The 24,903-nt window shown below is 65.3% G+C and carries 23 protein-coding genes and 1 other RNA gene; 19 read left to right on the forward strand and 5 right to left on the reverse strand.

Going from position 1 to position 24,903, the window contains the following annotated elements:
* The first annotated feature begins 197 nt into the window (after positions 1 to 197).
* The 6 genes from H7A86_RS00765 (at position 198) to H7A86_RS00790 (ending at position 4,528) form a co-directional block, all read left to right on the forward strand.
* Entirely contained in the window at positions 198 to 497 is a 300-nt protein-coding gene (locus tag H7A86_RS00765) for a hypothetical protein (RefSeq protein ID WP_119130098.1), read from the forward strand.
* Complete coding sequence (locus tag H7A86_RS00770; protein WP_104584418.1) at positions 487 to 759, forward strand: hypothetical protein; 273 nt, start codon at positions 487 to 489, stop codon at positions 757 to 759. The genes H7A86_RS00765 and H7A86_RS00770 overlap by 11 nt, the downstream gene beginning before the upstream one ends.
* Positions 756 to 2,309: a PepSY-associated TM helix domain-containing protein gene (locus H7A86_RS00775; RefSeq protein WP_119130099.1), complete on the forward strand. Its 1,554-nt coding sequence runs from the start codon at positions 756 to 758 to the stop codon at positions 2,307 to 2,309. Before H7A86_RS00770 ends, H7A86_RS00775 begins: the two co-directional genes overlap by 4 nt.
* 169 nt (positions 2,310 to 2,478) lie before the next feature.
* Positions 2,479 to 2,946 carry a metallophosphoesterase family protein gene (locus tag H7A86_RS00780; protein ID WP_119130100.1) on the forward strand — a complete coding sequence of 156 codons (468 nt, stop codon included), beginning with the start codon at positions 2,479 to 2,481 and terminating at the stop codon, positions 2,944 to 2,946.
* 103 nt (positions 2,947 to 3,049) lie between these two features.
* Positions 3,050 to 3,126: non-coding RNA, sX9 sRNA (locus H7A86_RS00785), on the forward strand.
* 253 nt (positions 3,127 to 3,379) lie between these two features.
* Complete coding sequence (locus tag H7A86_RS00790; protein ID WP_119130101.1) at positions 3,380 to 4,528, forward strand: aldo/keto reductase; 1,149 nt, start codon at positions 3,380 to 3,382, stop codon at positions 4,526 to 4,528.
* A 619-nt stretch (positions 4,529 to 5,147) separates the two neighbouring features.
* On the opposite strand, the gene H7A86_RS00795 is transcribed toward H7A86_RS00790, so the two are convergent.
* From H7A86_RS00795 to H7A86_RS00805, 3 genes are all read right to left on the reverse strand, one after another.
* Positions 5,148 to 6,074 carry a rhamnogalacturonan acetylesterase gene (locus tag H7A86_RS00795; protein ID WP_119130102.1) on the reverse strand — a complete coding sequence of 309 codons (927 nt, stop codon included), beginning with the start codon at positions 6,072 to 6,074 and terminating at the stop codon, positions 5,148 to 5,150.
* A 231-nt stretch (positions 6,075 to 6,305) separates the two neighbouring features.
* Positions 6,306 to 7,925 (reverse strand): carboxylesterase/lipase family protein, encoded by a 1,620-nt coding sequence (locus H7A86_RS00800; RefSeq protein ID WP_180707989.1) that lies wholly within the window; start codon positions 7,923 to 7,925, stop codon positions 6,306 to 6,308.
* Entirely contained in the window at positions 7,922 to 9,007 is a 1,086-nt protein-coding gene (locus H7A86_RS00805) for an alpha/beta hydrolase (protein WP_119130103.1), read from the reverse strand. The genes H7A86_RS00800 and H7A86_RS00805 overlap by 4 nt, the downstream gene beginning before the upstream one ends.
* 139 nt (positions 9,008 to 9,146) lie before the next feature.
* Here H7A86_RS00805 and H7A86_RS00810 point away from each other — a divergent pair, with 139 nt between their 5' ends.
* The 12 genes from H7A86_RS00810 to H7A86_RS00865 all read left to right on the forward strand — a co-directional run bounded on the left by H7A86_RS00810 (position 9,147) and on the right by H7A86_RS00865 (position 22,162).
* A complete protein-coding gene (locus H7A86_RS00810) occupies positions 9,147 to 9,968 on the forward strand; it encodes a 2-keto-4-pentenoate hydratase (protein WP_104650412.1) in 822 nt (273 codons plus the stop codon).
* A gap of 37 nt (positions 9,969 to 10,005) precedes the next feature.
* Positions 10,006 to 11,004: a TRAP transporter substrate-binding protein gene (locus tag H7A86_RS00815; protein ID WP_104586361.1), complete on the forward strand. Its 999-nt coding sequence runs from the start codon at positions 10,006 to 10,008 to the stop codon at positions 11,002 to 11,004.
* A gap of 10 nt (positions 11,005 to 11,014) precedes the next feature.
* On the forward strand, positions 11,015 to 11,536 hold the full coding sequence (locus H7A86_RS00820) for a TRAP transporter small permease (protein ID WP_164739353.1): 522 nt from the start codon (positions 11,015 to 11,017) through the stop codon (positions 11,534 to 11,536).
* Positions 11,536 to 12,819, forward strand: a complete 1,284-nt coding sequence (locus tag H7A86_RS00825) for a TRAP transporter large permease (protein ID WP_119130104.1) — start codon at positions 11,536 to 11,538, stop codon at positions 12,817 to 12,819. The genes H7A86_RS00820 and H7A86_RS00825 overlap by 1 nt, the downstream gene beginning before the upstream one ends.
* Before the next feature lie 213 nt (positions 12,820 to 13,032).
* Positions 13,033 to 14,616: a family 43 glycosylhydrolase gene (locus tag H7A86_RS00830; protein WP_104650413.1), complete on the forward strand. Its 1,584-nt coding sequence runs from the start codon at positions 13,033 to 13,035 to the stop codon at positions 14,614 to 14,616.
* A 140-nt stretch (positions 14,617 to 14,756) separates the two neighbouring features.
* The gene (locus H7A86_RS00835; protein ID WP_024939515.1) at positions 14,757 to 15,815 is read left to right on the forward strand and encodes a LacI family DNA-binding transcriptional regulator; all 1,059 of its coding nucleotides are present in this window, start codon (positions 14,757 to 14,759) and stop codon (positions 15,813 to 15,815) included.
* An 892-nt stretch (positions 15,816 to 16,707) separates the two neighbouring features.
* Positions 16,708 to 17,562, forward strand: coding sequence for a 5-dehydro-4-deoxy-D-glucuronate isomerase (gene kduI / locus H7A86_RS00840; protein WP_104585805.1), 855 nt, complete (start codon positions 16,708 to 16,710; stop codon positions 17,560 to 17,562).
* Between the two features lie 153 nt (positions 17,563 to 17,715).
* Positions 17,716 to 18,471 (forward strand): 2-dehydro-3-deoxy-D-gluconate 5-dehydrogenase KduD, encoded by a 756-nt coding sequence (kduD, locus tag H7A86_RS00845; protein ID WP_115675601.1) that lies wholly within the window; start codon positions 17,716 to 17,718, stop codon positions 18,469 to 18,471.
* Positions 18,472 to 18,736: 265 nt separating this feature from the next.
* Positions 18,737 to 19,399, forward strand: a complete 663-nt coding sequence (locus tag H7A86_RS00850) for an RpiB/LacA/LacB family sugar-phosphate isomerase (RefSeq protein ID WP_119130105.1) — start codon at positions 18,737 to 18,739, stop codon at positions 19,397 to 19,399.
* A 222-nt stretch (positions 19,400 to 19,621) separates the two neighbouring features.
* On the forward strand, positions 19,622 to 20,734 hold the full coding sequence (locus H7A86_RS00855; RefSeq protein WP_180707990.1) for a GDSL-type esterase/lipase family protein: 1,113 nt from the start codon (positions 19,622 to 19,624) through the stop codon (positions 20,732 to 20,734).
* 91 nt (positions 20,735 to 20,825) lie between these two features.
* A complete protein-coding gene (locus tag H7A86_RS00860) occupies positions 20,826 to 21,761 on the forward strand; it encodes a ParA family protein (RefSeq protein ID WP_119130106.1) in 936 nt (311 codons plus the stop codon).
* Positions 21,758 to 22,162, forward strand: a complete 405-nt coding sequence (locus H7A86_RS00865) for a hypothetical protein (protein WP_147421290.1) — start codon at positions 21,758 to 21,760, stop codon at positions 22,160 to 22,162. The genes H7A86_RS00860 and H7A86_RS00865 overlap by 4 nt, the downstream gene beginning before the upstream one ends.
* 484 nt (positions 22,163 to 22,646) lie before the next feature.
* Here the strand turns inward: H7A86_RS00865 and H7A86_RS00870 are convergent, their stop codons facing one another.
* Both H7A86_RS00870 and phhA read right to left on the reverse strand, forming a co-directional pair.
* Positions 22,647 to 23,291, reverse strand: coding sequence for a DMP19 family protein (locus H7A86_RS00870; RefSeq protein ID WP_104585797.1), 645 nt, complete (start codon positions 23,289 to 23,291; stop codon positions 22,647 to 22,649).
* Between the two features lie 68 nt (positions 23,292 to 23,359).
* Complete coding sequence (phhA, locus tag H7A86_RS00875; RefSeq protein ID WP_119130107.1) at positions 23,360 to 24,250, reverse strand: phenylalanine 4-monooxygenase; 891 nt, start codon at positions 24,248 to 24,250, stop codon at positions 23,360 to 23,362.
* 127 nt (positions 24,251 to 24,377) lie between these two features.
* Between phhA and H7A86_RS00880 the strand changes: the two genes are divergently transcribed.
* Positions 24,378 to 24,860 (forward strand): Lrp/AsnC family transcriptional regulator, encoded by a 483-nt coding sequence (locus H7A86_RS00880; RefSeq protein WP_104585793.1) that lies wholly within the window; start codon positions 24,378 to 24,380, stop codon positions 24,858 to 24,860.
* Positions 24,861 to 24,903: the final 43 nt, after the last annotated feature.

Raw genomic sequence — 24,903 nt, forward strand, 5'->3', positions numbered from 1 at the left:
GGAGCGTTGTGCGTGGGCGTTTTGAGTGCTGCTGCTTCTTCGATGCTTGAGTGGCCTGTTCCTGTCGTGCGCAGGGTCGGGTGCGCAGATGCACCCGTGCGGGCTGCGTATTCGGGGTGTGTCGGGGCGCAGGGCGGCGGCACGCGGCCTGTGCTTTCGGGCGGCTTGTCGCCCTCTGCTTCGATGCAGGTGCAGGCATGACCGGCCTGATGACGGCGTGCTATCTGCTCGCCGCTGTGGTCTCGGCGCTGGCGTTCTACCTGGCAACCAGGCATCAACGCCTGTGGCCGCAGCGCCGGCTGTCCGCGCGTGCGCTACGCCTCGGCGCCAGCGCGTTGCTGCTGCTGTCGCTGGGCTGCGCCATCGCTGCATTGGGGACCTGGGCCGGCATCTTCGCCGCAGTGACGGCGTTGATGCTGGTGGCGGTGGCGCTGCCGTACCTGGATGCCTGGCAGCAGGCGCGCGTGCAACGCAGGCAGGTACGCCATGTGGGCTAGATGGCTGGCCGCCGTGGTGCTGGGGCTGCCGCTTGCGGTGGGCGTGGTCGGCCTGTGCGCCTTGGTGCTGCCGGGGCCGCAGCGGAGCTACACGCTGGCGTGGTTGTTGCTGATGTTTCCGGCATGGATCGGTGCGATGGCGCTGCCGTTCGTGTTTCGTAGCGCACCGCGTGCCTGGGTCGTGCTCGGCGGGCTGACGCTGCTGTGCTACCTCGCGCTTGCAGGCATCAAGGCCGTGGGCTGGACGGAGCTGGGCGCATGAAAGCAGCGACCTTGCGTGCGTTTCTGTCGGTCCATAGCTGGATGGGCCTGTTGGCCGGCATGGCCTTGTTCATCGCCTTCTATGCCGGTGCCATCACCGTGTTTACTCACCAATTGAGCGGCTGGCAGGCCACCCCGCCTGCCACGCAGCCGGCGCCGGCAGATCCTGTCGCCGCCGCGCAGCGCCTGCTGGATGCGGTGATCGCCCGGCATCCGCAGGTGGCCGACTCCTTCCTGGTGCTGCTGCCCGGCGAGCACGGGCCACTGGCGCGGCTGTACTGGTACGGCCCGCAGGCCGAGGCCAGCGGTGGCATGCGGCAGTATCAACAAGCCGCCGATGGCAATCTGCTGGAGCTGCCGCAGCGGGTGGGCTTTGCCGACTTTCTCTATGACCTGCACTTCACCGCCGGGCTGCCGCGCGTGTTCGGCACCTACCTGTTCGGGGTGGTGAGCGTGTTGTACGGGCTGGCCCTGGTCAGCGGCGTGGTGCTGTATGCGCCGGTGTTCTTCAAGGACCTGTTCGCGCTGCGCATCGGCACCAACGTCAAGCGCCTGTGGCAGGACGCGCACAACGTGGTCGGCATGCTGTCGCTGCCGTTCCATGTGATCTTCGCCTGGTCCGGTGCGGTGTTGTGCCTGGGCGTGCTGCTGCTGGCGCCGTTCCAGTTCCTGGTGTTCGATGGCAAGCTGATGCAGATCCTGGAGCCGGACTTCCAGCTCACCCCGCATGTGCAACCGGCCAGGCGTGCGGCGCCGGTGTTGCCGCTGGCGGTGCTGCTGGACAAGGCGCGCGCGGCCAGCCCGGGCTTCGTACCGGAAAGCATCGGGTTTCACGATGCAGGCGATGCCAATGCGCGTGCGGAGGTGTATGGCCATCACGCGCAGCGCCGGCTCAACACCCTCGGTGGCGTGGCGCTGGACGCGGCAACCGGCCAAGTCCTGCGCGTACTCGAACCAAGGACGATGTCACCAGGCACCGCTGCATTGCGCGGGCTGCAAGGGCTGCACTTCGGCAACTTCGGGCAGGCGCCGGTGCAGTGGCTGTATTTCCTGCTCGGGCTGGGCGGCGCGTTCCTGTTCTACAGCGGCAACCTGCTGTGGATCGAAACACGCCGCAAGCGTCGCCTGGTCGATCAACCGCGCCGCACCCACGCGATGGCGCGCCTCACCGTCGGCGTGTGCCTGGGCAGCGTGGCCGGCGTCTCGGCGCTGTTCATCGCCGCGCGCCTGCTGCCGCAAGGACAGGAGCGTCATGTCTATTACGCGGTCTTCGCGACCGTGCTGGTGTGGGCACTGATCCGCCCCACCGCACGTGGGGCGTACGAGGTGTTGCTGGCCTGCGCAGGCCTGACGGCGCTGATTCCGCTGGCCAGCTGCGTTTCCGCGCGCGGCGTGGTGCTGCCATGGCAGGACGCCACGGTACTTGGCGTGGACCTGATCGCGCTGGTGTTGGCATGGGCGTACTGGCAACTGGCGCGTGCAAGCAAACGGCGCGGACTGCAGGGCGATCCCAACAGCGTCTGGGCCTGGAAAGCGCGTACAACACAGTGAGTCGATGCACCGAGTTGATTGATACCCGGCACGCCACGGTGTGCCGGGCAACAGCTGCCATGGCGAGGTTGGCCGCTGAACATGCTGCCGACGCGAAAAGGCGCCACGTTGACGCAACGGCATCACCCGGCAGTGCATCCTCATCGCCCGCCACCTTCACCCACACCCGATGACGGCTGCCGCCTTACGCATTGGCCTGATCTCCGACACGCACGGCCTGCTGCGGCCCGAGGCCGTGGCTGCATTGCAGGGCTGCGCGGCGATCATCCATGCCGGCGACGTGGGCAAGCCGGAGATCCTTACCGCGCTGGGCGCGCTGGCACCGTTGCATGCGATCGCCGGCAATATCGACAACACGCCGTGGGCAGCGCAACTTCCGCAAACGCTGGACCTGCTGATCGCAAATGTGCGCATCCATGTGCTGCACGATCTGAAAACGCTGGCAGCGGATGTCGCCGCAGATGTGATCATCAGCGGACATTCGCACAAGCCGTCGATACAGACGCACGACGGTGTGCTGTACGTCAATCCGGGCAGCGCCGGCCCGCGTCGCTTCAGCCTGCCGATCAGCGTGGGCACGCTGTGGCTGGGCGATGGCCCACCGCGGGCACAGGTGCAACTGCTGGAAATACACTGATGGACGTTGGATCCATGCAATAAGGACCTGTGCAGGGATCTGGAGTGGCGAGCAAAACGACTGCACAGCCGTCAGGCAGGCGCGCTCGGTGCTCGGAAGCAACATATGCCACGCGTGCACTGCGGTTCTGAGCGTGCCGTCCGCACACAGTCGACTACCGCTCGCGACGCTGTGTCAGCCGCTCTTAGGCAACGCCACGCGATGAAGTGTAGCGGCCCGGAATACAGGCCACTTCTGCATGTCCCGAGCATGCGGTGCATGCAATGACCACCAGCAGCGACCGCTGACAACCTGTGCTGACGTGCCTGCTTGTCTAAACCTGCACGCGGGCCGTTCGTTGCCTGCATGTGTACGCGCGCGCGCCTTGCGCTGACCTGGTTTGCACGCAGGCGGGACCATGCTTGTGCATCGAGTCGCCGCAAGGATTTCCCCCGTGAATACCCGTCGCCAGTTCCTTTCCGCCGCCGCTGCCGGCACCGCCGCATTGGCCGCCGCCCCGTTGTTGGCGCAGACCTCCGCGCCCGGCAGCGTGATGCCCACGCGCGGCAAGGCTGCCGCTTCTGCGTTGCCGACCAATCCTGTAGCCAAGGGCGCGCGCTATCGGCCGTCGAGTCGCCTGGGCTTTGGTGGCGTGGCGATCGGCAACGGGTTTGCGCCCACCAGCGATGCGCAAAGCGAAGCGACCCTGGCCGCGGTATGGGCCTCGGGCGTGCGCTATTTCGATACCTCGCCGTGGTACGGCCTGGGCCTGTCCGAGCGTCATACCGGCCACCATCTGCACAATCACGCTGCAGGCGACTACGTGCTGTCGACCAAGGTCGGGCGCCTGCTGACCGCTACCGACAAACCGCCGAAGACGATGTGGCAGCAGCCGTCGCCCTTCGACTATCGCTACGACTACAGCGCCTCCGGCGTGCGTCGCTCGATCGAAGACAGCCTGCAGCGCCTGGGCGTGTCGCAGATCGATATCGCCTACATCCACGACCTGTCGCCGGAGAACGAGAAAGATCTGGGCATGCCGTGGGAACAGCGCTTTGCCGAAGCGGTGAAAGGCGCGATGCCCGAGCTGACCAAGATGCGCAAGGAGGGCCTGATCAAGGCCTGGGGCTTTGGCGTCAATCGCCCCGAGCCGGCCCTGCGTGCGATCGAGGAGGCCGATCCGGACATCTTCCTGCTGGCCTGCCAGTATTCGTTGCTCGACCACGCGCAGGCGCTGCACGACACCTTCCCGAAGATCGCAAAGCACGGCGCGTCGGTGGTGGTCGGTGCGCCGTTGTTGGCGGGCTATCTGGCCGGCCGCGAGCGGTATCTCTACGACGGCACCGTGCCGGAATGGGCACCGGCCAAGCGCCAGAAGGCGCTGGCCATCTGCGAGCGCCACGGCGTGGATCTGCGCACGGTGTCGCTGCAATTTGCCGCCGCGCCGAAGGTGGTGTCCGCGGTGATTCCGGGGGCGCGCACGCCCGAGCAGGCGCATGCGAATGCGGCCTCGATGCGCGTGGCGATTCCGGCAGCGGTGTGGGAAGAGCTCAAGCGCGAGCAGGTGATCGAAGCGGATGCGCCAGTGCCTGTCGTGAGCTGATGCAGCTAGGAGCGACCAATAAAAACCTGGCGAGCGAGTGCTTGTCAGTGAGTGCAGGGTCGACTGCGCGGTCCCTTCACCGCTCGCGGGACACGCCGTGAACCCATCCCCGGGGGCGCGGTGGCGGCATCCAAGCCGCCACACGTTCCCGCAATTGGTGAGGACACCGCACCAGACAGTTTGCTGGTTGCTTTATTACAGACCGTGCTACCGACCCTCTCGCCTGGTCCTTGCCCGCCCATCGTCGCGGGACCTTGAGCGGCATGGATGCCGCGCCAGAGCCTACAGGGATGTACCTGCGGCGTGTCCCGCGATGGTGGGCGGGCAAGGGCCCTGCAGCAAACTCGCAGCGTCGAGATCGCGGTGCCCTCACCGCTCCAGACAGTGTGCTGATTGTTTTATTGAAAGCCCTGCGTGCCAATCATCTCGACAGGTCCTGCCTGCCGCTGTCGCGGGACCTTACGCGGCATGGATGCCGCTACAAGGACGTCCTTGTAGCGTGTCTCGCGATGGTGGGCGGGCAAGGGCCCTGCAGCCAGGCAGCACATCAGCCGGCCTGCAATTGACTGGCGTCAAGTAGGTTTGTTAGCCGCTCTAGTTGATCAGATGAAATGACGCATCACGGAATCAACAGCGGCCGCAACGCAGGTACGTGCTTTGCCAACTCGTCGGCAACAATCGCCGCGAACAGATCCGCGCCGTCCGCACCAAGATGGGTGTAGTCGAACGCCAGCTTGGCCTGGCCCATCGGCTCGGCGTTGGCATTGTCCTGCGCGCTGGCGGAGACGCTGCCCGCTGCCGCAATCTTTGACGGCGGCGGCGCATGCAATGCCTGCACCGGCGTCTTGCCAATCGTGGTGCCCGATTGCGCGGCAAGCACTTGCGTGGGCTCGGCAGGCCGCTGCGCCAGCCGCATCGCCAACACCGGGCCCATGCCCTGCACCAGCGCACGACTGCGCGCATGCAGATCGATCAACGGCACCTGCAATTCCTGCGCAACCTTGCGCGTGGCCTCCGCCCACGGGCCCAGGTCATCCACTAATTGGCCGCGCGCGAACTGCCGCCGCGTCAATGGCGTGACCAGCACCGGAATCGCACCGGCGGCGCGCGCCTCAGCCACATACCGGCGCAGGTTGGCGGGGAATTCGGTCGTCAGGTCGGTGGAACGCCCCGGTTTGCCGGGTTGGTCGTTGTGACCGAACTGGATCAGCACATAGACCTGTCGATAACGGCCGCTGCGCAGCTCGTGCAGCGCGATCTCCCACGACCCTTCGGCACGGTAGTTGGAGGTGCTGCGGCCACCGCGCGCCAGATTGAGGCAGCTCAGGAACGAGGTCACATGCTGTGCGCAGAAACTCGGCCCCCAGCCACCTTGCACGGCAGTGGTGGAATCGCCGACCAGCACGATCTTGCTGGCGGCAAGCTGCGTGCCGGTCGCGGGCACACCAGAAGCCGGCACGGGTGCAGGCGGCGCCTCAACGGCGTGTGCAGCAGGTGTAGCGGTTGCTGCCAGCAGGACCAGCGGTACGAGAGACGGGAAGCGCATGAGTCACCAGAGACGAAGAAGCGATCAAGGAACGGATGTCAGTCGGAAGACGAACGGAAGACGAAAGGCAGGCAGACCCCGAAATCGAGTTGGAAGACCAAAGGCAGTCAGAAAGCCCCAAGCACGATCACCGGGGGCCACGCCTTGATCGGCGCCACCCTGTAGCGGCAAAACCCTGCCGCTGCAGACAGCCATCAGCCCGCGCGAGGTCGCGCTCCACCACGCAAGCGCTCAAAACGTGCCGCGTTGAATGAAAGGCGCTTGCTGGTACAGCTTGCGCTCGCCACCGCGCGGGTCGTGCTCCAGCCGGCTCGGTATATCGAACAGCAGCGTCTCGCGGCGTTGCAGCGAATACGGCGTCCAATGCGGCAGGCTGCGATGATTCGGGTTGCCGCTGCGCGCGAACGCCAGCAGTGCCTGGCTCATCTGCGCGGCCATGCGCTGCGCATCGGCACCGTCGCCGGTGCGCGCGCCGGGCTGCGCAATGGTGTCGAAGACCAGCGGAATATCCAGCGTGTGGAAGGCGCCGAACTTGCCGCCATCCAGCGGCGAGCCCCAGTCCAGCTGATACACCCAGGTCGGTGCGCCCTGGCGCGCACGCGCTTCGGCCTCTTCGACCGCGCCGCGCCACGAGCGGCCGGCGGTGGTCGCCGCAAAGAACACGTCCGAGGGCGAGTACTGCGGATACAGCCGGCGATATTCGGCAATCACCACCTGCGGCAACAGGTCGACGTATTGCTGGCTTTCCAGCCTGGCCGGCAGCTCGTCCCAGCTCAACGCGAAGTTCTTGGCGTCGTTGCCCAGAAACGCGCGCGTCTCGTCGCGGGTATTGCCGATCACCATGGGAATGCGGGCCGATTGCAGTGGCGCAGTCGGCCAGAACGGGTGCACCGGCACATTGCGCGCATCCAGCGCCGGGCCGAAATACAACGCGCTGTTTTCCACCCGCGAGGGGTCGCGCAGCTGCGCGGCAGCCAGCAGCTGCGCCACCGGTAGCGTGCGGATCCGCGCAAGCTCGCCTGGCGCAAGTTTCAGCGCATCCAGCAGCAATTGCGCGCGCTGGGTGGCCGCGCGTGGCCCTGCCACGGTGACCTGTTGCCCGCTCATGGTCCAGGCGCGATGGAACAGGCCGCGCGCGGCCGGCATCGCCATCAGCGTGGCGATCTTGGCGCCGCCACCGGACTGGCCGAACACGGTGACGTTGCCGGCATCGCCGCCGAATTCGCCCGCGTGCTGGCGCACCCACTGCAGCGCCTGGATCAGGTCCAGCTGACCGGCATTGCCGGAGTCGGCAAAGCCGGCATCGCCCAGCTGCGCCAGCGACAGGTAGCCGAACAGATTGAGCCGGTGATTGACGGTGACCACCACCACGTCGCCGCGCTTGCACAGGCGCACCCCGTCGTACAGCGGGTCGCTGCCGGAGCCGGTGGTGTAGCCGCCGCCGTGGATATAGAACAGGATCGGCCGCTTGCCGCCATCGCGCAGGCCGGGCGTCCACACGTTGAGAAACAGGCAGTCCTCGCTGGTGGGTTCGCTGGCCTTGAGTTGCGGTGCGGCTGCACCGTAGGCGCCGGCATCGCGCACGTCCTGCCAAGGCGTTTCCAGCACAGGTGCCTGAAAGCGCCGCGCAGCGGTGTCGCCGCCGTACGGGATGCCCTTGAACACGCAGATGTCCTGGTCGCGATAGCCGCGCAGCGCGCCGCCACGCACGCGTGCCAGCGGCGCGCTGTCATCGCATGGCGGCGGTGCGGCCGCGCCGGCGACGCCGGGCAGCGCTGCTGCGGCAGTGGCAAGCAACCCGCCACGCAGCAGTGTGCGTCGGCGCGTGTCGGGCGTGGACGGCGCTGTCATCGCGCCACGTCCTGCGCAGGGATCACTGCCGGTGTCTGTGTCTGTGAAGATGCAGGCGTCTGCACCCTGGTGACATGCGCGATCCAGGCCTGCGCCAGCTGCGGCCATGCGGCCACGGTCAGGCCGGTGCCGCTGGCGGTGCCGAAGCCATGGCCGCCCTGCGGGAAGACATGCAGCTCGCTCGCCACGCCGGCGCGCAGCAGCGCCTCGTGCATCAGCAGGCTGTTGCGCACCGGCACCACGGTGTCGTCCTGTGCATGCAGCAGGAAACTGGGCGGCGTGCGGGCATCCACATGCAGTTGCGGCGAATACGCGCGCACCTGCGCCGCGTCTGGATTGCTGCCGAGCAGGCGCTCACGCGAGCCCGGGTGTGCGTTGGCGCTGTCCATGTCGATGACCGGGTAGATCAGCAGTTCAAAATCCGGCCGCGCGCCCAGCGCATCGGCCGCGTCCTGGGCCGGGTACACCTGCGCGGCGTAGCGCGTGCCCAGGCTGGCGGCGACATGGCCGCCGGCCGAAAAGCCCATCACCCCGACCCGTTGCGCATCGATGCCGTAGCGAGCGGCATTGGCGCGGATCAGCCGCAGCGCACGCTGTGCATCGGCCAGCGGCACGTCGGCGCCGTTCCGGTGGCCTTCGCCGGGCAGCCGGTAGCGCAGCACGAACAGGGTGATACCGGCCTGGTCGACGAAGCTCGGCACCAGCGCGCTGCCTTCGTTGTCGAGCACGATGCGCTGGTAGCCGCCGCCGGGGGTGACCAGCAGGGCGGTGCCGTTCGGCTGCCGGGGCCGGTAGACCACCAGATACGGCGTGCTGATCTGCTGGATATAGCGATCGGGCAGCCCAGGGTCGCTGCTGCGTTGGACGATGCGTTGCGGCTGCTGCAGCGCCTTGTCACCCGGTGCCAGCCCCTTGGGCCACAGCGGGATCCGGCTGGCCTGCTCGGCTGCGGTCTCGGCGCCGGGTGCCTCGGCGGCCAGCACCGGCCCTGCCAGCAGCAAACCCATCACCCCCACCGTCATGCACCGGCGCATGAGGCTCGAAAACGCGGCAAACACGCGCGTCTGGCTTGTCTGTTCCATCCACCCCTCCCAGGGTTGCTTCGTTCCTGCGGCCACTTTGCCGCACTGCACATTGCCAATGACACCGGTTTACCATATACAGCACACCGTGCCACTGTCGATTGGCAGTGCAACAAAAACACCTATCAGGGAGACACCCTTGAGCAACGACGCCGCCACCCCGCCATCGTCCACATCCTCGCTGTCGCAGATCGCGCAGCGCTTTGTGGAGGCACGCCGTGCAGGGGCATCGCTGCCCGACTTTCCCGGGCAAATCCCTGACGATCTGGTCACTGCCTACCAGGTGCAGGATATCGCCATCAGCCAGTGGGACGACCGGGTGGTTGGCTGGAAGGTGGGCTATATCGCCGCCGAGCGCCGCGACCATTCCGGCGACGAGCGCCTGCTCGGCCCGATCTTCTCGCACAAGCTCTGGAATGCTACCGGTGGAACAACCGAGTTCCCGATCTACGCGGGCGGCTTTGGCGCGGTCGAGGCCGAGTACGTGCTGCGCCTGGACGCGGACGCGCCGGCCGAGCAGACCCACTTCACCCCGGAGGAGGCGGCGCAGCTGCCGGCCACCTTGTTCATCGGCGTGGAGATCGCCAGCAGCCCGCTGGCCACCATCAACAAGCTGGGCCCGCGCGTGGTGATCTCCGACTTCGGCAACAACAACGGCCTGATCCTGGGCCCGGAAGTGACCGACTGGCTGGCGCGCGACGAATCTGCACTGACCGCCGAAACCCTGATCGACGACCAGCTGGTCGGCACCGGCGGGGCCACCACGTTGCCGGGCGGGCTGCGCGCCGCCTACGCATTTGCGCTCGGCCGTTCGGCCCAGCGCGGGCGTCCGCTCAAGCGCGGTGATCTCATCGCCACGGGCAATGCCACCGGTATCCATGACATCGAAGTGGGACAGCATGCCCTGATTCGCTTCGCCGGCATCGGCGACATTTCCTGTACGGCTGTGTCCGCCAAGTAACGCCGGACCCAGTGACCAGACGCTTGGGAGGGCGCCAATGATCACACGCAGACATTTCCTCGGTGCCGGGCTCGGCGCCGCCGCGGCCGGCCCCTGGCTGGGCGCCGGCGCCACCACGCCGATTCCCGGCGGGCAGCTGCTCACCGCCACCGACGTGCACGTCGGCGACTACCCCACGGTGGAAGCGGTGCGCTGGTTCGGCAAGCAGCTCGAAGCGCGTACCAATGGCCGGCTCAAGCTGCGCCAGTACCACTCCGGCCAGCTCGGGCGCGAGTCGGAGGCGATCGACATGGCGCGCTTTGGTGCCATCGACATCACCCGCGTGTATTCGGGTGCGTTGAACAACACCTTTCCGCTGACCCAGGCGCTGTGCCTGCCGTACGTGTTCGACTCGGTGCCGCATCTGCGCCGCGCCATCGATGGCCATGTCGGCGACAGCGTGCTGCGCAGCTTCGAGCAGCGCGACCTGGTGGGCCTTGCCATCTACGATTCCGGCGCGCGCTGCTTCTACAACACCAAGCATCCGCTGCACCGCCCGGAAGATCTCAAGGGCCTGAAACTGCGCGTGGCCTCGTCGGACATCTTCCTCAAGCTGATGCGCATGCTGGGCGCCAACCCCACGCCGATGTCGCTGGGCGAGACGTTCTCGGCGATGGAAACGCACATGATCGACGGTGCGGAAAACAACATGCGCAGCTTCCAGTCCAGCCGGCATTTCGAAGCCGCGCATTACTGGTCGCAGAGCGAGCATTCCTACGCGCCGGACATCCTGGTGATGTCGCGGCAGAGTTTCCAGTCGCTGAGCCCGGCCGACCGCGGCCTGGTGGTGGAACTGGCACGCGCCTCGGTCCCGGTGATGCGCAATCTGTGGGATGCCTCCGAGACCATCGCGCGCAAGCAGGTGATCGACTACGGCGTGAAGCTCAACCAGGTCGACATGCCGGCGTTCCGCGCCGCCGCCGCGCCGCTGCTGGCCGAATACCGCAAGCAGCCCGAGATCGAAGCGCTGTACCGCCGCATCCGCGATTTTGCATAGAGGTGACCCGATGACCGAACCCGAGACCGTCGCCGTCCCGGTCGCGCCGTTGCAGCGCGCGCTGGACCGCGTTTCCGATACCGCCGTTGGCGTGGCCTCCATCGCGCTGCTGGGCCTGGTGGTCGTGCAGGGCTGGCAGGTGTTCACCCGCTACGTGCTCAACGACTCGCCCAGCTGGACCGAGCCGGTGACGTTGCTGTTGCTGAGCACCGCGCTGAGCCTGGGCGCGGCCGCCGGCGTGCATACCAACCGCCACTTCGGCTTCTACCTGCTGGGCGAACACGTGCCACCGCTGGTGCGCCGCGTGTTCGACCTGATCCGCCCGTTGATGATCATTGCCATCGGCGCGGTGCTGGCGTGGTGGAGTGCGGCGCTGCTGCTCGATGGCCTGGACATCAAGATGGCCGGCGCGCAGATGCCGCAGAGCATCAACTACCTGCCGCTGTCGATCGGCGGCGCGCTGATGGTGCTCTTTGCCTTGTACAAGCTGTGGCGTGTGCTGCGCCCGATCCAGGCCGGAGGAGTGCGCTGATGGGCATCGCCATGTTGTTGGGAACCTTCGTGGTGCTGCTGCTGATCGGCGTGCCGGTGGCCTACGCCTTGGGCGCGGCCGCACTGGCCACGCTGCTGTATCTGGACCTGCCCACGGTGGTGCTGGTGCAGCAGATTTCCGCCGGCAGCGGCTCGGCGTCGTTGATCGCCATTCCGCTGTTCATCTTCGCCGGCGAGTTGATGTTGCGTGGTGGTATTTCCGAGCGCCTGATCGCGCTGGCCTCGTCGCTGGTGGGGCGGGTGCGTGGTGGCCTGGGCCAGGTCAGCGTACTGTCGTCGCTGTTCTTCGGCGGTGTGTCCGGCTCGGCGATTGCCGACGTCTCGGCGGTCGGCGGCACCATGATTCCGCAGATGATCAAGCGCGGGTACGACCGCGATTACGCGGTCAACGTGAGCATGACCGCCGCGCTGGTGGCCTTGCTGGTACCGCCCTCGCATAACCTGATTTTGTTCTCGGCCGCGGCCGGTGGCGGGCTGTCGATCGCCGACCTGTTCGCCGCCGGTATCTTCCCCGCGCTGCTGATGACCGCAGCAATGATGGTCACCGGCTATGCGGTGGCCCGCCATCGCGGCTACGGCACCGAGCCGTTCCCGGGCTGGCGCGCGGTGGCGCTGCGGCTGATCGGCGCGTTGCCGGGCCTGGGCCTGGTCGCGTTGATCTTCATCGGCATCCGCGCCGGCATCTTCACCGCGGTGGAGAGTGCGGCGATCGCGGTGGTGTACGCCTTGATCGTCACCGCGTTGCTGTATCGCCAGCTGCGGTGGGCCGAGTTCTTCGCCGCCGTCACGCATGCGGCGCGCACCACCGGCGTGATCCTGTTCGTGATCGCCACTGCGGCGGTGTTCGGCTGGCTGCTGGCCTACCTGCAGGTGCCGGCGGCGGCGGTGAAGTTCCTGCAGGCCATCGCCGACAGCAAGAACACCGTGCTGCTGATGATCGTGGTGATGCTGTTGCTGCTGGGCATGTTCATGGACCTGGCACCGAAGATCCTGATCTGCACGCCGATCTTCCTGCCGGTGGTCAAGGCCTACGGCATCGACCCGGTCCACTTCGGTCTGGTGATGGTGCTGGCCGGCGGCATCGGGCTGATCACCCCGCCGATCGGCTCGGTGCTGTTCATCGGCACCTCGATCGGGCAGATCACCATCGCCCAGAGCATGCGCACGATCTGGCCGTTCTGGCTGGCGGCCTTGTGCGTGCTGTTGATCGTGGCGTTCTTCCCCGAACTGTCGCTGTGGTTGCCACGCGCATTGCGCGCGTAACGCCATGACGCGCTAAGCGATCGGGTGCCTGGTGGATGGGCGTGATCGATGCGGCAGTTGATGCCGCATCGATGCCCACCTGCCGGGCGCGTGCGACGCCTTGCCGAGCGTGCAGGACGTTGCTGCCGGCGGGAGGGTTCCGCCTCATCCGGTTAACCGGTGGCATTGCCCACCGGTTGCCGCCAAGCCCCGGGATCGGGGACAGGAGAGAGCATGCGTACAGGTATCACTTCATCCCGATGGCGTTGGCTGCTGGCCAGCGGCCTGCTGCTGTGCGCCGGGCTCGGTGCCGCGGCCGACTGGAAGCGCGGCATCGAGCATCAGCGCGTCGCCGACCAGGGCAACGGCACCTTCCTCAACCCGGTGCTGGCAGGCGACCACCCCGACCCGTCGGTGCTCAAGGACGGGCAGGACTACTACCTCACGCTGTCCTCCTTCGATGCCTATCCGGGCCTGCCGATCTGGCATTCGCGCGACCTGGTCAACTGGCAGCCGCTGGGCCACGCCATCACCCAGAACGTCGGTGCGATCTGGGCGCCGGACCTGATCAAGCACGGCAAGCGCTATTACATCTACTTCCCGGCGCGCCGCGGCGACCAGGGCGAGCGCAGCAACTTCGTGGTCTGGGCCGACGACATCAACGGCCCGTGGAGCAAGCCGATCGACATCGGCCTGGGCAAGTACATCGACCCCGGCCATGCGGTGGGCGAAGACGGCAAGCGCTACCTGTTCCTGAGTGGCGGCGATTACGTGCAGCTGTCCGACGACGGCCTGAAGGTGGTCGGCACCCCGAAGCACGTCTACGACGGCTGGAAATATCCGGAAAGCTGGGACGTGGAAGGCTACGCGCAGGAAGGCCCCAAGATCACCCGCCACAACGGCTGGTACTACATGACCACCGCCGTGGGCGGCACCGCCGGCCCGCCGACCGGGCACATGGTGATCACCGCGCGTTCGCGCTCGATCCACGGCCCCTGGCAGAACGCGCCCAACAATCCGATCACCCGCACCAGGAGCGCCGACGAGCCGTGGTGGTCGCGTGGCCACGCCACCCTGGTGGAAGGCACCGACAAACGCTGGTGGATGCTCTACCACGGCTACGAACACGGCTACTGGACCCTGGGCCGGCAGGCACTGCTCGACCCGATCGAGTGGACCCCGGATGGCTGGTTCGTCGCCAAGGGCGGCGACCTGGGCACGCCGTTGAAAAAGCCCAGCGGGCAGGCCCTGCCGCATGGGCTGGCGTTGTCGGACGACTTCCGCGCCAGCACGCTGGGCCCGCAGTGGTCCTTCTTCAACCCGGCCGCCGACGAGGCCAAGCGGCTGCAGGTGGGCAACGGCGTGCTGCGCCTGCAGGGCAAGGGCAGCGCCCCGCGCGATGCCTCGCCGCTGACCGTGATCGCCACCGACCAGGCCTACCAGTTCGAAGTGCAGATGACCGTGGCACCGGGCGGGCAGGGCGGGGCGCTGCTGTTCTACAGCGACAAGCTCTACGCCGGCGTCGGCAGCAATGGCGAGCAGTTCGTCATGCACCGCTACGGCGAGGAGCGCCCGGCCAAGCTGGCGCCCAGCAGCACCGGCGGCAGCGTGTGGCTGCGCGTCACCAACAACCGCCACATCGTCACCATCCACAGCAGCACCGACGGCACCACCTGGACCAAGTACCCGGTGCAGATGGAAGTGTCCGGCTACCACCACAACGTGGCCGGCAAGTTCCTGGCCCTGAAACCGGCGCTGTATGCCGCCGGGCAGGGCCAGGTGGAGTTCCGCAACTTCCGCTACCGCGCCCTGGACTGACCGTTCTGCATTGGCGGGCATGTCGCGGCGCACCGGGCCGCGGCGCGTCCGGTGCTGCGGATGCGGGACATCGGCAAGCCTGCGACGGCTTGCCGACCCGCTGGCCGGTAGAATCCATTCAACTCGAACGGTTGACCGCTATGCCCGCCCGCAAGATGCCCGAAGAGGGAATGCCTGGCCTGCCGAAGGGCAAGGTAGCCACGATCAACGACATCGCCCGGATGTCCGGGGTCTCCAAGAAGACCGTCTCGCGGATCATCAACAACTCGCCGCTGGTGCGGCAGGACACCCGCGAGAAGGTCGAGGCGCTGATGCGCGAGGTCGGCTACGCGCCGGACCCGCTGGCGCGCGGGCTGGCGTTCCGGCGCTCGTTCCTGATCGGCATGGTCTACGACAACCCCACCGCGCAATACATCGTGGACATGCAGTACGGCGCGCTGGACGCGCTGCGCGGCTCCAGCTTCGAGCTGGTGGTGCACCCCTGCGACAGCCGCAGCCCCGGCTACATCGAAGGCGTGCGCCGCTTCGCCCAGGCGCAGAAGCTGCACGGCGTGATCCTGGTGCCGCGCGCCTCCGAGGACCAGGCGCTGGCCGACATGCTGGCCGAGATCGGCTGCCGCTACACCCGCATCGCCTCGGTCGCGCTGGACACCACCTCGCAGACGGTGATCACCCACGACCGCGACGGTGCCGCCGAGGCGGCCGATTACCTGCTCTCGCTCGGCCACCGCGACATCGCCCTGGTCACCGGCCCCAGCGCCTACCGGTCCTCGATCGAGCGCACCTCCGGCTTTGCCGATGCGCTGACCCGGCGCGGCATCGAATTGCCACCCGAGCGCATCGTCGAAGCCGGCTACACCTTCGAATCGGGCGTGGCCGCGGCCGAAAAGCTGCTCCTGGGCAAGAAACGCCCCACCGCCATCTTCACCGGTAACGACGAAATGGCCGCCGGTATCTACAAGGTGGCGCTGCGCGCCGGCATCAGCATCCCGCGCCAGCTGTCGGTGATCGGCTACGACGACAGCTCGCTGGCCTCCCGGCTGTGGCCGCCGCTGACCTCGGTGCGCCGCCACACCCGCGACACCGGCCGCACCGCCGCGGCGATGCTGATCCAGCCCGACAATGCCCCCCAGCTGCCCACCGCCAGCGTGCGCCCGCACCTGATCGTGCGCGACTCCTGCCAACCGCCGGAAGATTGAGCGCCGCGCCATGCCGTGCCGGAAGATTTGAGGGCCGCGCGTCGCGCCCACGCGGTGCTGGCTTCCGCTCCACCTTGCAGGACAGTGCGCCCGTCGAGGTGAGAACAGCTGGCGCGTTCGGCCAACGGCTGCCCCCATCCGCCCTTCGGGCACCTTCCCCCGCAGGCGGGGGAAGGCAGTCCGCCAATCGCTGCCGTGAAACCCCTCTCCCACCCGCGGGAGAGGGGTTGGGGTGAGGGCAAGGCGCAGACAGCCATCTAAGCGCAACGTAGGCATGCGCCAGAAACGCGACAGGACACCCCCGCCGTTCAAGCCGCACACCCGACACGCCGCTCCACCCTGCAGGGCGTTGTGACCGTCAGGGTGAGAACAACTGGCGCGTTCGGCCAACGGCTGCCCCCATCCGCCCTTCGGGCACCTTCCCCCGCAGGCGGGGGAAGGCAGTCCGCCAATCGCTGCCGTGAAGCCCTCTCCCGCCTGCGGGAGCGGGGTTGGGGTGAGGTCAGGGCGGCAGGCAGCCATCTAAGCGCAACGTAGGCATGCGCCAGAAACGCGCCAGAACAACCCCTCACCGTTCAAGCCGCACCCCCGACACGCCGCTCCACCCTGCAGGGCGTCGTGACCATCAGGGTGAGAACGACTGGCGCGTTCGGCCAACGGCTTGCCCCCATCCGCCCTTCGGGCACCTTCCCCCGCAGGCGGGCGGGGGAAGGCAGTCCGCCGATCGCTGCCGTGAAGCCCCTCTCCCGCCAGCGGGAGAGGGGTTGGGGTGAGGGGGGCCGCCGCACCGTCGAATCCCCATCGTGCACTGCGCAATGACACCGGTTAACCAGTGCCGGTAGAATGGCCGGGTGCAAGCCAATCCCCCCGCGCTTGGCACCGGAGATCGCGCATGTCCCTGTACTGCAAGACCCACTACGCCACCCATCCCGACGCCATCAAGGGCGCCAGCAACGACGACCTGCGCGAGCTCTATCTGCTCGATGGCCTGTTCGTCGACGATGCGGTCACGCTGAAGTACACCCACTACGAGCGCTTCGTGCTCGGTGGCGCGGCGCCGCTCGGCACCGCGTTGGAACTGCCCAGGCAGACCGAGCCGGCCTCCGCCGCCGGTCATGCCTTCCTGGAGCGCCGCGAGCTGGGCGTGATCAACGTCGGCGCGGGCACCGGCACCGTGACCGTGGACGGCACCGCCTACACGCTTGGCCCCAAGGATGGGCTGTACGTGGCAATGGGCAGTACCGATGTCAGCTTCGCTTCGGACGACGCCGCCAACCCGGCCAAGTTCTATCTGGCCTCGACGCCGGCGCATGCGCGCTTCGAGACCAGGCAGCTCTCGATCAAGGATGCCGTGGCCCTGGACCGCGGCGCGCTGGAAACCAGCAACGAGCGCACCATCTACCAATACATCGTGCCGGCCACCTGCCAGTCCTCGCAGCTGCTGCTGGGCCTGACCGTGCTCAAGCCGGGCAGCGTCTGGAACACCATGCCGCCGCATCTGCACGACCGCCGCAGCGAGGTGTATTTCTACTTCGATCTCGGCGCCAACGACCGCGTCTATCACTTCATGGGCGAGCCCGAGGCGCAGCGCCACATCGTGATCCAGAACAACGAAGCGGTGGTGTCGCCGCCGTGGTCCATCCACATGGGCGCCGGCACCAGCAATTACGCCTTCATCTGGGCGATGGGCGGCGAAAACCTGGATTACACCGACATGCACGTGCTGGACATCTGCCAGCTCAAGTAAGGCCCGGCGTGCAGGCCGTCATACAGGCAACGCCATCACCGCGTCGATGCGATGGCGGCATCAACGCGACAGACCCACCCAAGCCATCGGCCGCGCAGCGCGCGCTCGCATGCACCCATCCAACGTGGCACATCCAGCAGGAGCGATAAGGTAATGAGCAATCCGTTCAGTCTCGAAGGCAAGGTCGCACTGGTCACCGGTGCCAACACGGGCCTGGGCCAGGGCATCGCGCTGGCACTGGCACAGGCCGGCGCCGACATCGCCGCCGCCGGCATCCAGGCGCCGACCGAGACCGAAGCACTGGTCAAGGGCCTGGGCCGCCGCTTCATCGCCATCCAGGCCAACCTGATCAGCGTCGAGCCGGTCGAGCGCATCCTCAAGGAAACGCTGGACGGCCTGGGTCGCCTGGACATCCTGGTCAACAACGCCGGCCTGATCCGCCGCACCGACGCGGTGGATTTCAGCGAGCAGGACTGGGACGACGTGATGAACGTCAACCTCAAGTCGGCGTTTTTCATGGCGCAGGCCGCCGGCCGCCATTTCATCGCCCAGGGCAGCGGCAAGATCATCAACATCGCCTCGATGCTGTCGTTCCAGGGCGGCATCCGCGTGCCGTCCTACACCGCCAGCAAGTCCGGTATCGCCGGCATCACCCGCCTGCTGGCCAACGAATGGGCCAGCAAGGGCGTGACCACCAATGCCATCGCGCCCGGCTACATGGCCACCGACAACACCGCCCAGCTGCGTGCCGACCAGGACCGCAACAAGGCCATCCTGGACCGCATCCCGGCCGCGCGCTGGGGCGTGCCGGCCGACCTCGGCGGCACCGCGGTGTTCCTGGCCAGCAGCGCCTCGGACTACGTCAACGGCGCCATCATTCCGGTCGACGGCGGCTGGCTGGCACGCTGAGGAAAATGCGCTTTCCTTCAGGCATTGCGTCATTCCTTCTCCCTCCGGGAGAAGGTGCCCGCAGGGCGGATGAGGGCCGGCAGGCACGTACATCGACCAGAGGCGCGCTGCAGGCCCCGTAACGTTTCGTCCGTTGTCGGTCAGCGTCTTGATCCTTCCCTGACAAGCACTGGAAAGCGGATCAAGACAGCACCCAAGCGCACACACCAGCCACATTCCACATCCACATTCGAAACAACGTCCCAAACCCAATCGGAGCATTCCCATGAAAATCGCACTCATGAACGAGTTCAGTCAGGCCGGCAAGAACCCGGTGATCCTGCAACAGCTCAACGAGGTCGCCGGCGAGCAGGGCCACACCGTCTTCAACGTCGGCATGGACGGTGACAACGACCATCGCCTGACCTACATCCACCTGGGCATCGTCGCCAGCCTGCTGCTGAACTCCAAGGCCGTGGACTTCGTCGTCGCCGGCTGCGGTACCGGCCAGGGCGCGATGATGTCGCTCAATGCGCATCCGGGCGTGTTCTGCGGCTACTGCATCGAGCCGACCGACGCCTACCTGTTCGCCCAGGTCAACAACGGCAACGCGTTGTCGCTGGCATTCGCCAAGGGCTATGGCTGGGGCGCGGAAATCAACGTGCGCTACATCTTCGAAAAGGCCTTCAGCGGCGAGCGTGGCCTGGGCTACCCGGCCGAGCGTCGCGAATCGCAGGCCGCCAATGCCGGCATCCTGACCCAGGTCAAGCAGGCCACCGCCAAGTCCTACCTGGACGGCCTGCGCGCCATCGACCCGGAGCTGATCAAGCAGGCCGTGGGCGGCGAGCGTTTCCAGCAGTGCTTCTTCGACAATGCGCAGGACGCCGAGATCCGCGCCTTCGTCGCCGGCGTGCTGGGCAAGCCCGAAGCCACTGCAGCAGCTGCGTAATGGGCCACTGCGTTTTAGCCCCTCTCCCGCCGGGAGAGGGGTTGGGGTGAGGGTAAGGCGGCAGACAGCTGGCCTGAACGGGGAGGCTTGAAAGGCTTGAGACGACAGTATGGCCGTCCAACATTTCCTGTGCCGCCGCATCCTCATCCGCCCTTCGGGCACCTTCTCCCGATGGGAGAAGGAACAGCGTCGCGCACTTAGCATTTTTTACCGGAGCCCACCATGCGTCTGTTGCTGTTCGCATTGCTGCTGCTCTGCGCAAATAATGCCCGTGCCGACCCACATCGCATCTTCATCGCCGGTGATTCCACCGCTGCCGAATACGGTGCAGAGCGCGCGCCGCAAGCCGGCTGGGGCCAGGTGTTGCAGGAGTGGTTCGACCCGGCGCAGTGGCAGGTGCGCAACCATGCCAAGGGCGGCCGCAGCACCCGCAGTTTCATCGCCGAAGGGCGCCTGGACGCCATCGCCAAGGACCTCCGTGCCGGCGACATCCTGCTGATCCAGTTCGGCCACAACGACGCCAAACGCGAAGACCCCACGCGCTACACCGATCCGGCCACCGACTACGCGCAGTTCCTGCGCCGCTACATCGCCACCGCGCGCGACAAGGGCGCCACGCCGATCCTGATCACCCCCGCAGCCCGCCTGCTCTACGACTTCGGCGCGCTGCTCGACACCCATGGCCGCTACACCCTGGCCATGCAGCACGTTGCCGCGCAGGAACACGTCGGCCTGATCGATCTCAACGCCAGTTCCAGCGCCTGGATCCGTGCCCTCGGCGAACAGGCGGCCAGACCCTATTTCCTGTTCGTTCCCGAACAGGGCAAGGCCGATGGCACCCATTTCAGCCGCGCTGGCGCCACGGCCGTGGCGTGCCTGGTCGTGCAGGGCTGGGTGCAGCTGCAACCCGGTCTCGCAGCACCGCTGCGCCGCGATGCCGACTGCGGCGCTGCCGCGGACACCGCTGCCCAACGCGCGGCGCAGGCGCATCCCTCGCTGGTGGTACACGAACGCGACCTGGCACGCCCACAACCCGGCCCGCACGGCGGCGCCGGCCCCACCACGGCGTATCCGTTCTTCGCCGATGCGCCCGACCTGAAATTCGTGCTGCGCAAGCGCGTGCTGCACAAAGGCGCCGGCATCGGCCTGCACCTGCACGACAAGGACGAGATCTACTACATCGTCAGCGGCCGTGGGCTGTATGCGCTGGATGGCAGGCAATACGCAGTCACTGCAGGCGATGCGCTGCTGACACGGCCGGGAAGTACGCACGCCTTGCAGCAGGCCGGCGAGGAAGATCTGGTGATTTTGCTGACGTATCTAGACGGAAAGTAAAAACGAATTTAGGGGGGCGTCAATAGCTAACTAATTGCCGGAAATTCAAAGGTGTAAAACTATAGGGTTGTGTTACTTAAGGAGATGGGTTATGGATATTGTTGCGGTTATTAACTATAAAGGCGGAGTTGGTAAAACGACCGTCACGTCTAACTTGGCGGCCGAGTTGGCTCATTTGGGCAATAAAGTACTGTTGATTGACACTGATGCTCAGGCTAGTCTGACTTTTTCTTTTGTTACGCCTGATGATTGGAATGATGACTACAAGTCGGATAAAACAATCAAGTCATGGTTTGATGCTGTTAGTTCAGGATCAGAGCCTCCCCCACTTGAGTCATTTGTAATAACCCCTTCAGTGGTTAATTCAAAGGTGGGTAGCAATGGAGGAAAAATAGATTTGATATGTTCACATCTGGGGCTTATTAATGTTGATCTTGAGTTGGCCACACTGCTGGGTGGCGTCAATATTCAGCAGACTAAGAGAAACTACATTAAAGTTCATGGAAAGCTGCGAGAGGCCATTCACCGGTTGGCAGAGACGTCCGATTACGATATTGTTTTAATAGATTGCCCGCCTAACTTCAATATTGTAACAAAGAACGCGATTGTAGCAGCGCAGAAGATATTAATCCCCGCAAAGCCGGATTATCTTTCTACCCTAGGTATCGACTATCTTAGTAAAAGCGTAAAAGATTTGGTTCGAGAATTTAATGAGTATGCACAGTTAGATGGAGACGTTGATGAGATCTCTCCCGAAATAATGGGCGTTGTTTTTACTATGATCCAGATCAAGAATGGGCAGCCAATCTCTGCTCAGAGACAGTTTATATCGCAGACAAACAGACTTGGGGTAAAGACTTTCAAGGCATATTTGAGGGAAAATAAAACAATTTTTGCTGATGCTCCTCAGAATCTATTGCCCGTTGTTTTAAATAATTATCCCGCTGGTACACACGCCGATGTCGTGAATGAGCTAGAGGATTTTGTAGAGGAATTTGTTTCAGAAGTTTCACTGGGTGATTTATGACAAAAAAAGATTTTAGTGGTTACCCGGCATTTCATAAATTAATGGCGGCTTTGGCTGCAATGTCCGAAGATGAATTCGGCCGTCTTAATGATCCTTCTTACAACCTGGAAATTCGTTTGGTGCGAAGGAAGGTAAAAGATGATGTGTTTTTCGAAATATCAGAAGACGAAGAAATGTTATTTAGTTCAGTTAAAATGTTAATTTCTTTCTCTTCACGAAAGGAGGCTCAGGATTTTTTAATAGAGAATTTTCCGAATAAAAAAAATCTTGAAGCGATAGCAAGGAAGATTGATATCCCTATCATTAAGCAAGACAAAATTGACGATTTGCGTGACAAGATCGTTGAAGCAACGGTTGGCGCAAAGATCCGTTCGAACGCAATTCAAGGTAGCGGTACATAGCTCAGTTGTTATGTGCTTGGATGGATAGAGGATGAGCTAAGAATTCATTTAATTTGACAGTGCTGGTGGATGGAAAAAATATAATATCGCTGGGGACATATCCAGCAATCGAATGTCGAAGCTCGGAATCCAAGGCGCACAAGCGTCGATGCACGCATTTTTATTAAGTCTGCAACTGGTAGTGGGGTGTGCTCTTCAGCTTTATGGCGGGTGGTGCGTGGGGCCGTGAGGCTCGCCGACCCTTGGGCCGGTCTTCCAACCGCGCGCCGTCCGCCACCTTGTTTGGAAGCGGAGTGGCGGACTCAAGATTGCCCCGACCGGGAACGCCGTTTTCAGTTTGTCTAGTGTCGGCACGCTGACACCAATGCAGGTAGCCCACTCGGGGTGCGTCACTCTCGGGCCATGTCATAAGAATCGCCGGTGTGGAGTCGCATTTAGTCACGTGTCAATGACTTAGCAGTATCTCCGCCGCATCCCATCCGCCTCAGGCCTTGTCGACCCCATAGTGGGTCAGCCCCAGCCGGGCCAGTTCGCCACAGCGGCGGTAGTAGACCTCTTCCCAGCCATCCACGCGCTGGCGGTCGGTCTCGCTCATGGCATCGAGGATGTCTTCGATGCTGAGCAGGTTGGGGTCTTCTTCCAGGCGTTCGAATACCGTGCCCAGGCCTTCGATCGCCTGGCGCGCCTGTGCCGCGCCCATCGCGCCCAGCCCCTGCAAGGCATCGCGCCGGGTGGCGGCATCCCAGCGGTCGAAGTAGCGCGCATAGCCGCTCTCGCTCATGTCCGCATCCAGCCGTGCCAAGGCCACCAGCTCGCGCTCGCCCGGCGAGAGGGCATCCATGCGTCCGCGCAGCGCGCTCAGTTTGGTTTGCGCGCGTGCGCTGCGCCGGCGCCACAACAGCTCGGGCATGTTGAGCAACCCGTCTGCCGTGGGGGGCGCCACTGCCGGCCAGTTCACCCCGAAGCCGTCGTCGGTGAGCTGCCACTGCGCACGCTGCGGCGGCGCTGCCTTGAACAACAACCGATGCGCCTGGATCGGCTCGTCGATGCGGATGCCGTTGGCCAGGGTGAACAGCAGGCGGGTGTCGTCCAGCTCCAAACGCCGGATGCGAAGCTGCGTCAGGTCCATTGAGCGAGGGCGGTGTGGGAAGGGTCGACCATAGTCCGGCTCGGCGGTGGTGTCGAGTCGGTGCAGCCTCAGACGTCGCCGCCTGTGCTCCAGCCGTCGCCACTGCCGCGCTGCAGGACCCGATCGGTGTCCAGCACCGCGCCGGCCGGCACCTGCGCCTGCTGCGCGAGATCGGCATAGATCGGGGTGAAGTCAGGTGCGGTGGCGTCCATCAACTGCGCAAAGCTGTCGATGACGAAGTAGGTCTTCTGAAAGCTGTCGATGCGGTAGCGCGTGCGCATGATCCGTTGCAGGTCGAAGCCGATCCGGTTGGGCGCCGGCGATTCCAGCGAATGCAGCGATTCGCCCTTGGACGACACGATGCCGGCACCAAAGATGCGCAGCCCTTGCGGCGTGGCGATCAGGCCGAATTCCACCGTGTACCAATACAGGCGGGTGAGGTTCTGCAGTGCGTCCGCACCGATGCCGTGTGCCTTGACCCCGCCACGGCCATAGGCCTGCATGAAGTCGGCAAACAGCGGATTCATCAGCAGTGGCACATGCCCGAACAGGTCATGGAACAGGTCCGGTTCGGCGATGTAGTCGATCTGCTCGGGGCGGCGGATCCACCAGGTCACCGGGAAGCGCCGGTTGGCCAGATGCTCGAAGAAATCCAGCTCCGGCAGCAGGCCTTGCACGCCGACCAGGGTCCAGCCGGTGGCCGCCTGCAGCACCGCATTGAGCGCATCGAAGCGCGGAATGTGGGTCTCGCCCATGCCCATTGCATCCTGTGCCTGCAGGAATTCGTCGCAGGCGCGGTCCACCAGCAACGCGCGCTGGCGGCGATACAGGGTGCCCCAGGTGGCGTGGTCGTCGGCGCTGTAGCCCTCCCACGGCTGCTCGATCACGGCGGTGGTGTAGACCGGCACATAGCCCTTGTCGGTGAGCTGGTTTTCGACGCGTTGCGGTGCGGTGTTCATGCGGCGGCGGTTCCCGATGATCAGCGCTCACCTTAGCCCGACGGCCACGCAACGGGATTGCAAATCTTGCGTGCCCAAGTCTTTCAGGCGCAAGATTCGTGCGTTATCCACTGCTGCTGCGCAACATATGGACCAGCCAATCGCCCTGGACCGCACCGATCTGCGGCTGCTCGCGCTGCTGCAGACGCAGGGCCGCAGCAGCAACGCGGAGCTGGCGGTGCAGGTCAATCTGTCGGCCTCGGCCTGCCTGCGCCGCACCCAGCGGCTGGAGGCGGCCGGCATCATCGCCGGCTACGGCGCGCGCCTGGATGCCAGGGCGCTGGGGCTGGGGCTGCAGGCCTTCGTGCGGGTGCAGCTGGAGCAGCACGGCCAGGCCGATATCGAACATTTCGCCGCGGGCGTGCGCGGCTGGGACGAGGTGGTGGCCTGCTGGGCGCTCACCGGCGACATGGATTACCTGCTGCAGATCCAGGTGCGCGACCTGGAGCATTTCTCGCGCTTCCTGCTCGACCACCTGCTCAATGCGACCGGCGTGTCCGACGTCAATTCCAGCTTCGTGCTGCGCACGGTGAAAGCGCCGGAAGGCTTGCCGCTCTCGCATCTGGGCTGATCCGGCCGGTTGCAGGACAGTCACGCACGCACTGTGACTTGCC

This window comes from Xanthomonas euroxanthea, from assembly GCF_903989455.1.
Lineage (GTDB): Bacteria > Pseudomonadota > Gammaproteobacteria > Xanthomonadales > Xanthomonadaceae > Xanthomonas > Xanthomonas euroxanthea.

What these genes read in the sequence shown, in the direction of transcription:
- H7A86_RS00835 (WP_024939515.1), top strand. Translation starts at nt 14,757, where the DNA reads ATGCCCGCCCGCAAGATGCCCGAAGAGGGAATGCCTGGCCTGCCGAAG.
- H7A86_RS00820 (WP_164739353.1), top strand. Translation starts at nt 11,015, where the DNA reads ATGACCGAACCCGAGACCGTCGCCGTCCCGGTCGCGCCGTTGCAGCGC.
- H7A86_RS00825 (WP_119130104.1), top strand. Translation starts at nt 11,536, where the DNA reads ATGGGCATCGCCATGTTGTTGGGAACCTTCGTGGTGCTGCTGCTGATC.
- H7A86_RS00865 (WP_147421290.1), top strand. Translation starts at nt 21,758, where the DNA reads ATGACAAAAAAAGATTTTAGTGGTTACCCGGCATTTCATAAATTAATG.
- H7A86_RS00815 (WP_104586361.1), top strand. Translation starts at nt 10,006, where the DNA reads ATGATCACACGCAGACATTTCCTCGGTGCCGGGCTCGGCGCCGCCGCG.
- H7A86_RS00830 (WP_104650413.1), top strand. Translation starts at nt 13,033, where the DNA reads ATGCGTACAGGTATCACTTCATCCCGATGGCGTTGGCTGCTGGCCAGC.
- H7A86_RS00770 (WP_104584418.1), top strand. Translation starts at nt 487, where the DNA reads ATGTGGGCTAGATGGCTGGCCGCCGTGGTGCTGGGGCTGCCGCTTGCG.
- H7A86_RS00860 (WP_119130106.1), top strand. Translation starts at nt 20,826, where the DNA reads ATGGATATTGTTGCGGTTATTAACTATAAAGGCGGAGTTGGTAAAACG.
- H7A86_RS00805 (WP_119130103.1), bottom strand. Translation starts at nt 9,007, where the DNA reads ATGGAACAGACAAGCCAGACGCGCGTGTTTGCCGCGTTTTCGAGCCTC.
- phhA (WP_119130107.1), bottom strand. Translation starts at nt 24,250, where the DNA reads ATGAACACCGCACCGCAACGCGTCGAAAACCAGCTCACCGACAAGGGC.
- H7A86_RS00765 (WP_119130098.1), top strand. Translation starts at nt 198, where the DNA reads ATGACCGGCCTGATGACGGCGTGCTATCTGCTCGCCGCTGTGGTCTCG.
- kduI (WP_104585805.1), top strand. Translation starts at nt 16,708, where the DNA reads ATGTCCCTGTACTGCAAGACCCACTACGCCACCCATCCCGACGCCATC.
- H7A86_RS00880 (WP_104585793.1), top strand. Translation starts at nt 24,378, where the DNA reads ATGGACCAGCCAATCGCCCTGGACCGCACCGATCTGCGGCTGCTCGCG.
- H7A86_RS00855 (WP_180707990.1), top strand. Translation starts at nt 19,622, where the DNA reads ATGCGTCTGTTGCTGTTCGCATTGCTGCTGCTCTGCGCAAATAATGCC.
- H7A86_RS00850 (WP_119130105.1), top strand. Translation starts at nt 18,737, where the DNA reads ATGAAAATCGCACTCATGAACGAGTTCAGTCAGGCCGGCAAGAACCCG.
- H7A86_RS00870 (WP_104585797.1), bottom strand. Translation starts at nt 23,291, where the DNA reads ATGGACCTGACGCAGCTTCGCATCCGGCGTTTGGAGCTGGACGACACC.
- H7A86_RS00795 (WP_119130102.1), bottom strand. Translation starts at nt 6,074, where the DNA reads ATGCGCTTCCCGTCTCTCGTACCGCTGGTCCTGCTGGCAGCAACCGCT.
- kduD (WP_115675601.1), top strand. Translation starts at nt 17,716, where the DNA reads ATGAGCAATCCGTTCAGTCTCGAAGGCAAGGTCGCACTGGTCACCGGT.
- H7A86_RS00780 (WP_119130100.1), top strand. Translation starts at nt 2,479, where the DNA reads ATGACGGCTGCCGCCTTACGCATTGGCCTGATCTCCGACACGCACGGC.
- H7A86_RS00775 (WP_119130099.1), top strand. Translation starts at nt 756, where the DNA reads ATGAAAGCAGCGACCTTGCGTGCGTTTCTGTCGGTCCATAGCTGGATG.
- H7A86_RS00800 (WP_180707989.1), bottom strand. Translation starts at nt 7,925, where the DNA reads ATGACAGCGCCGTCCACGCCCGACACGCGCCGACGCACACTGCTGCGT.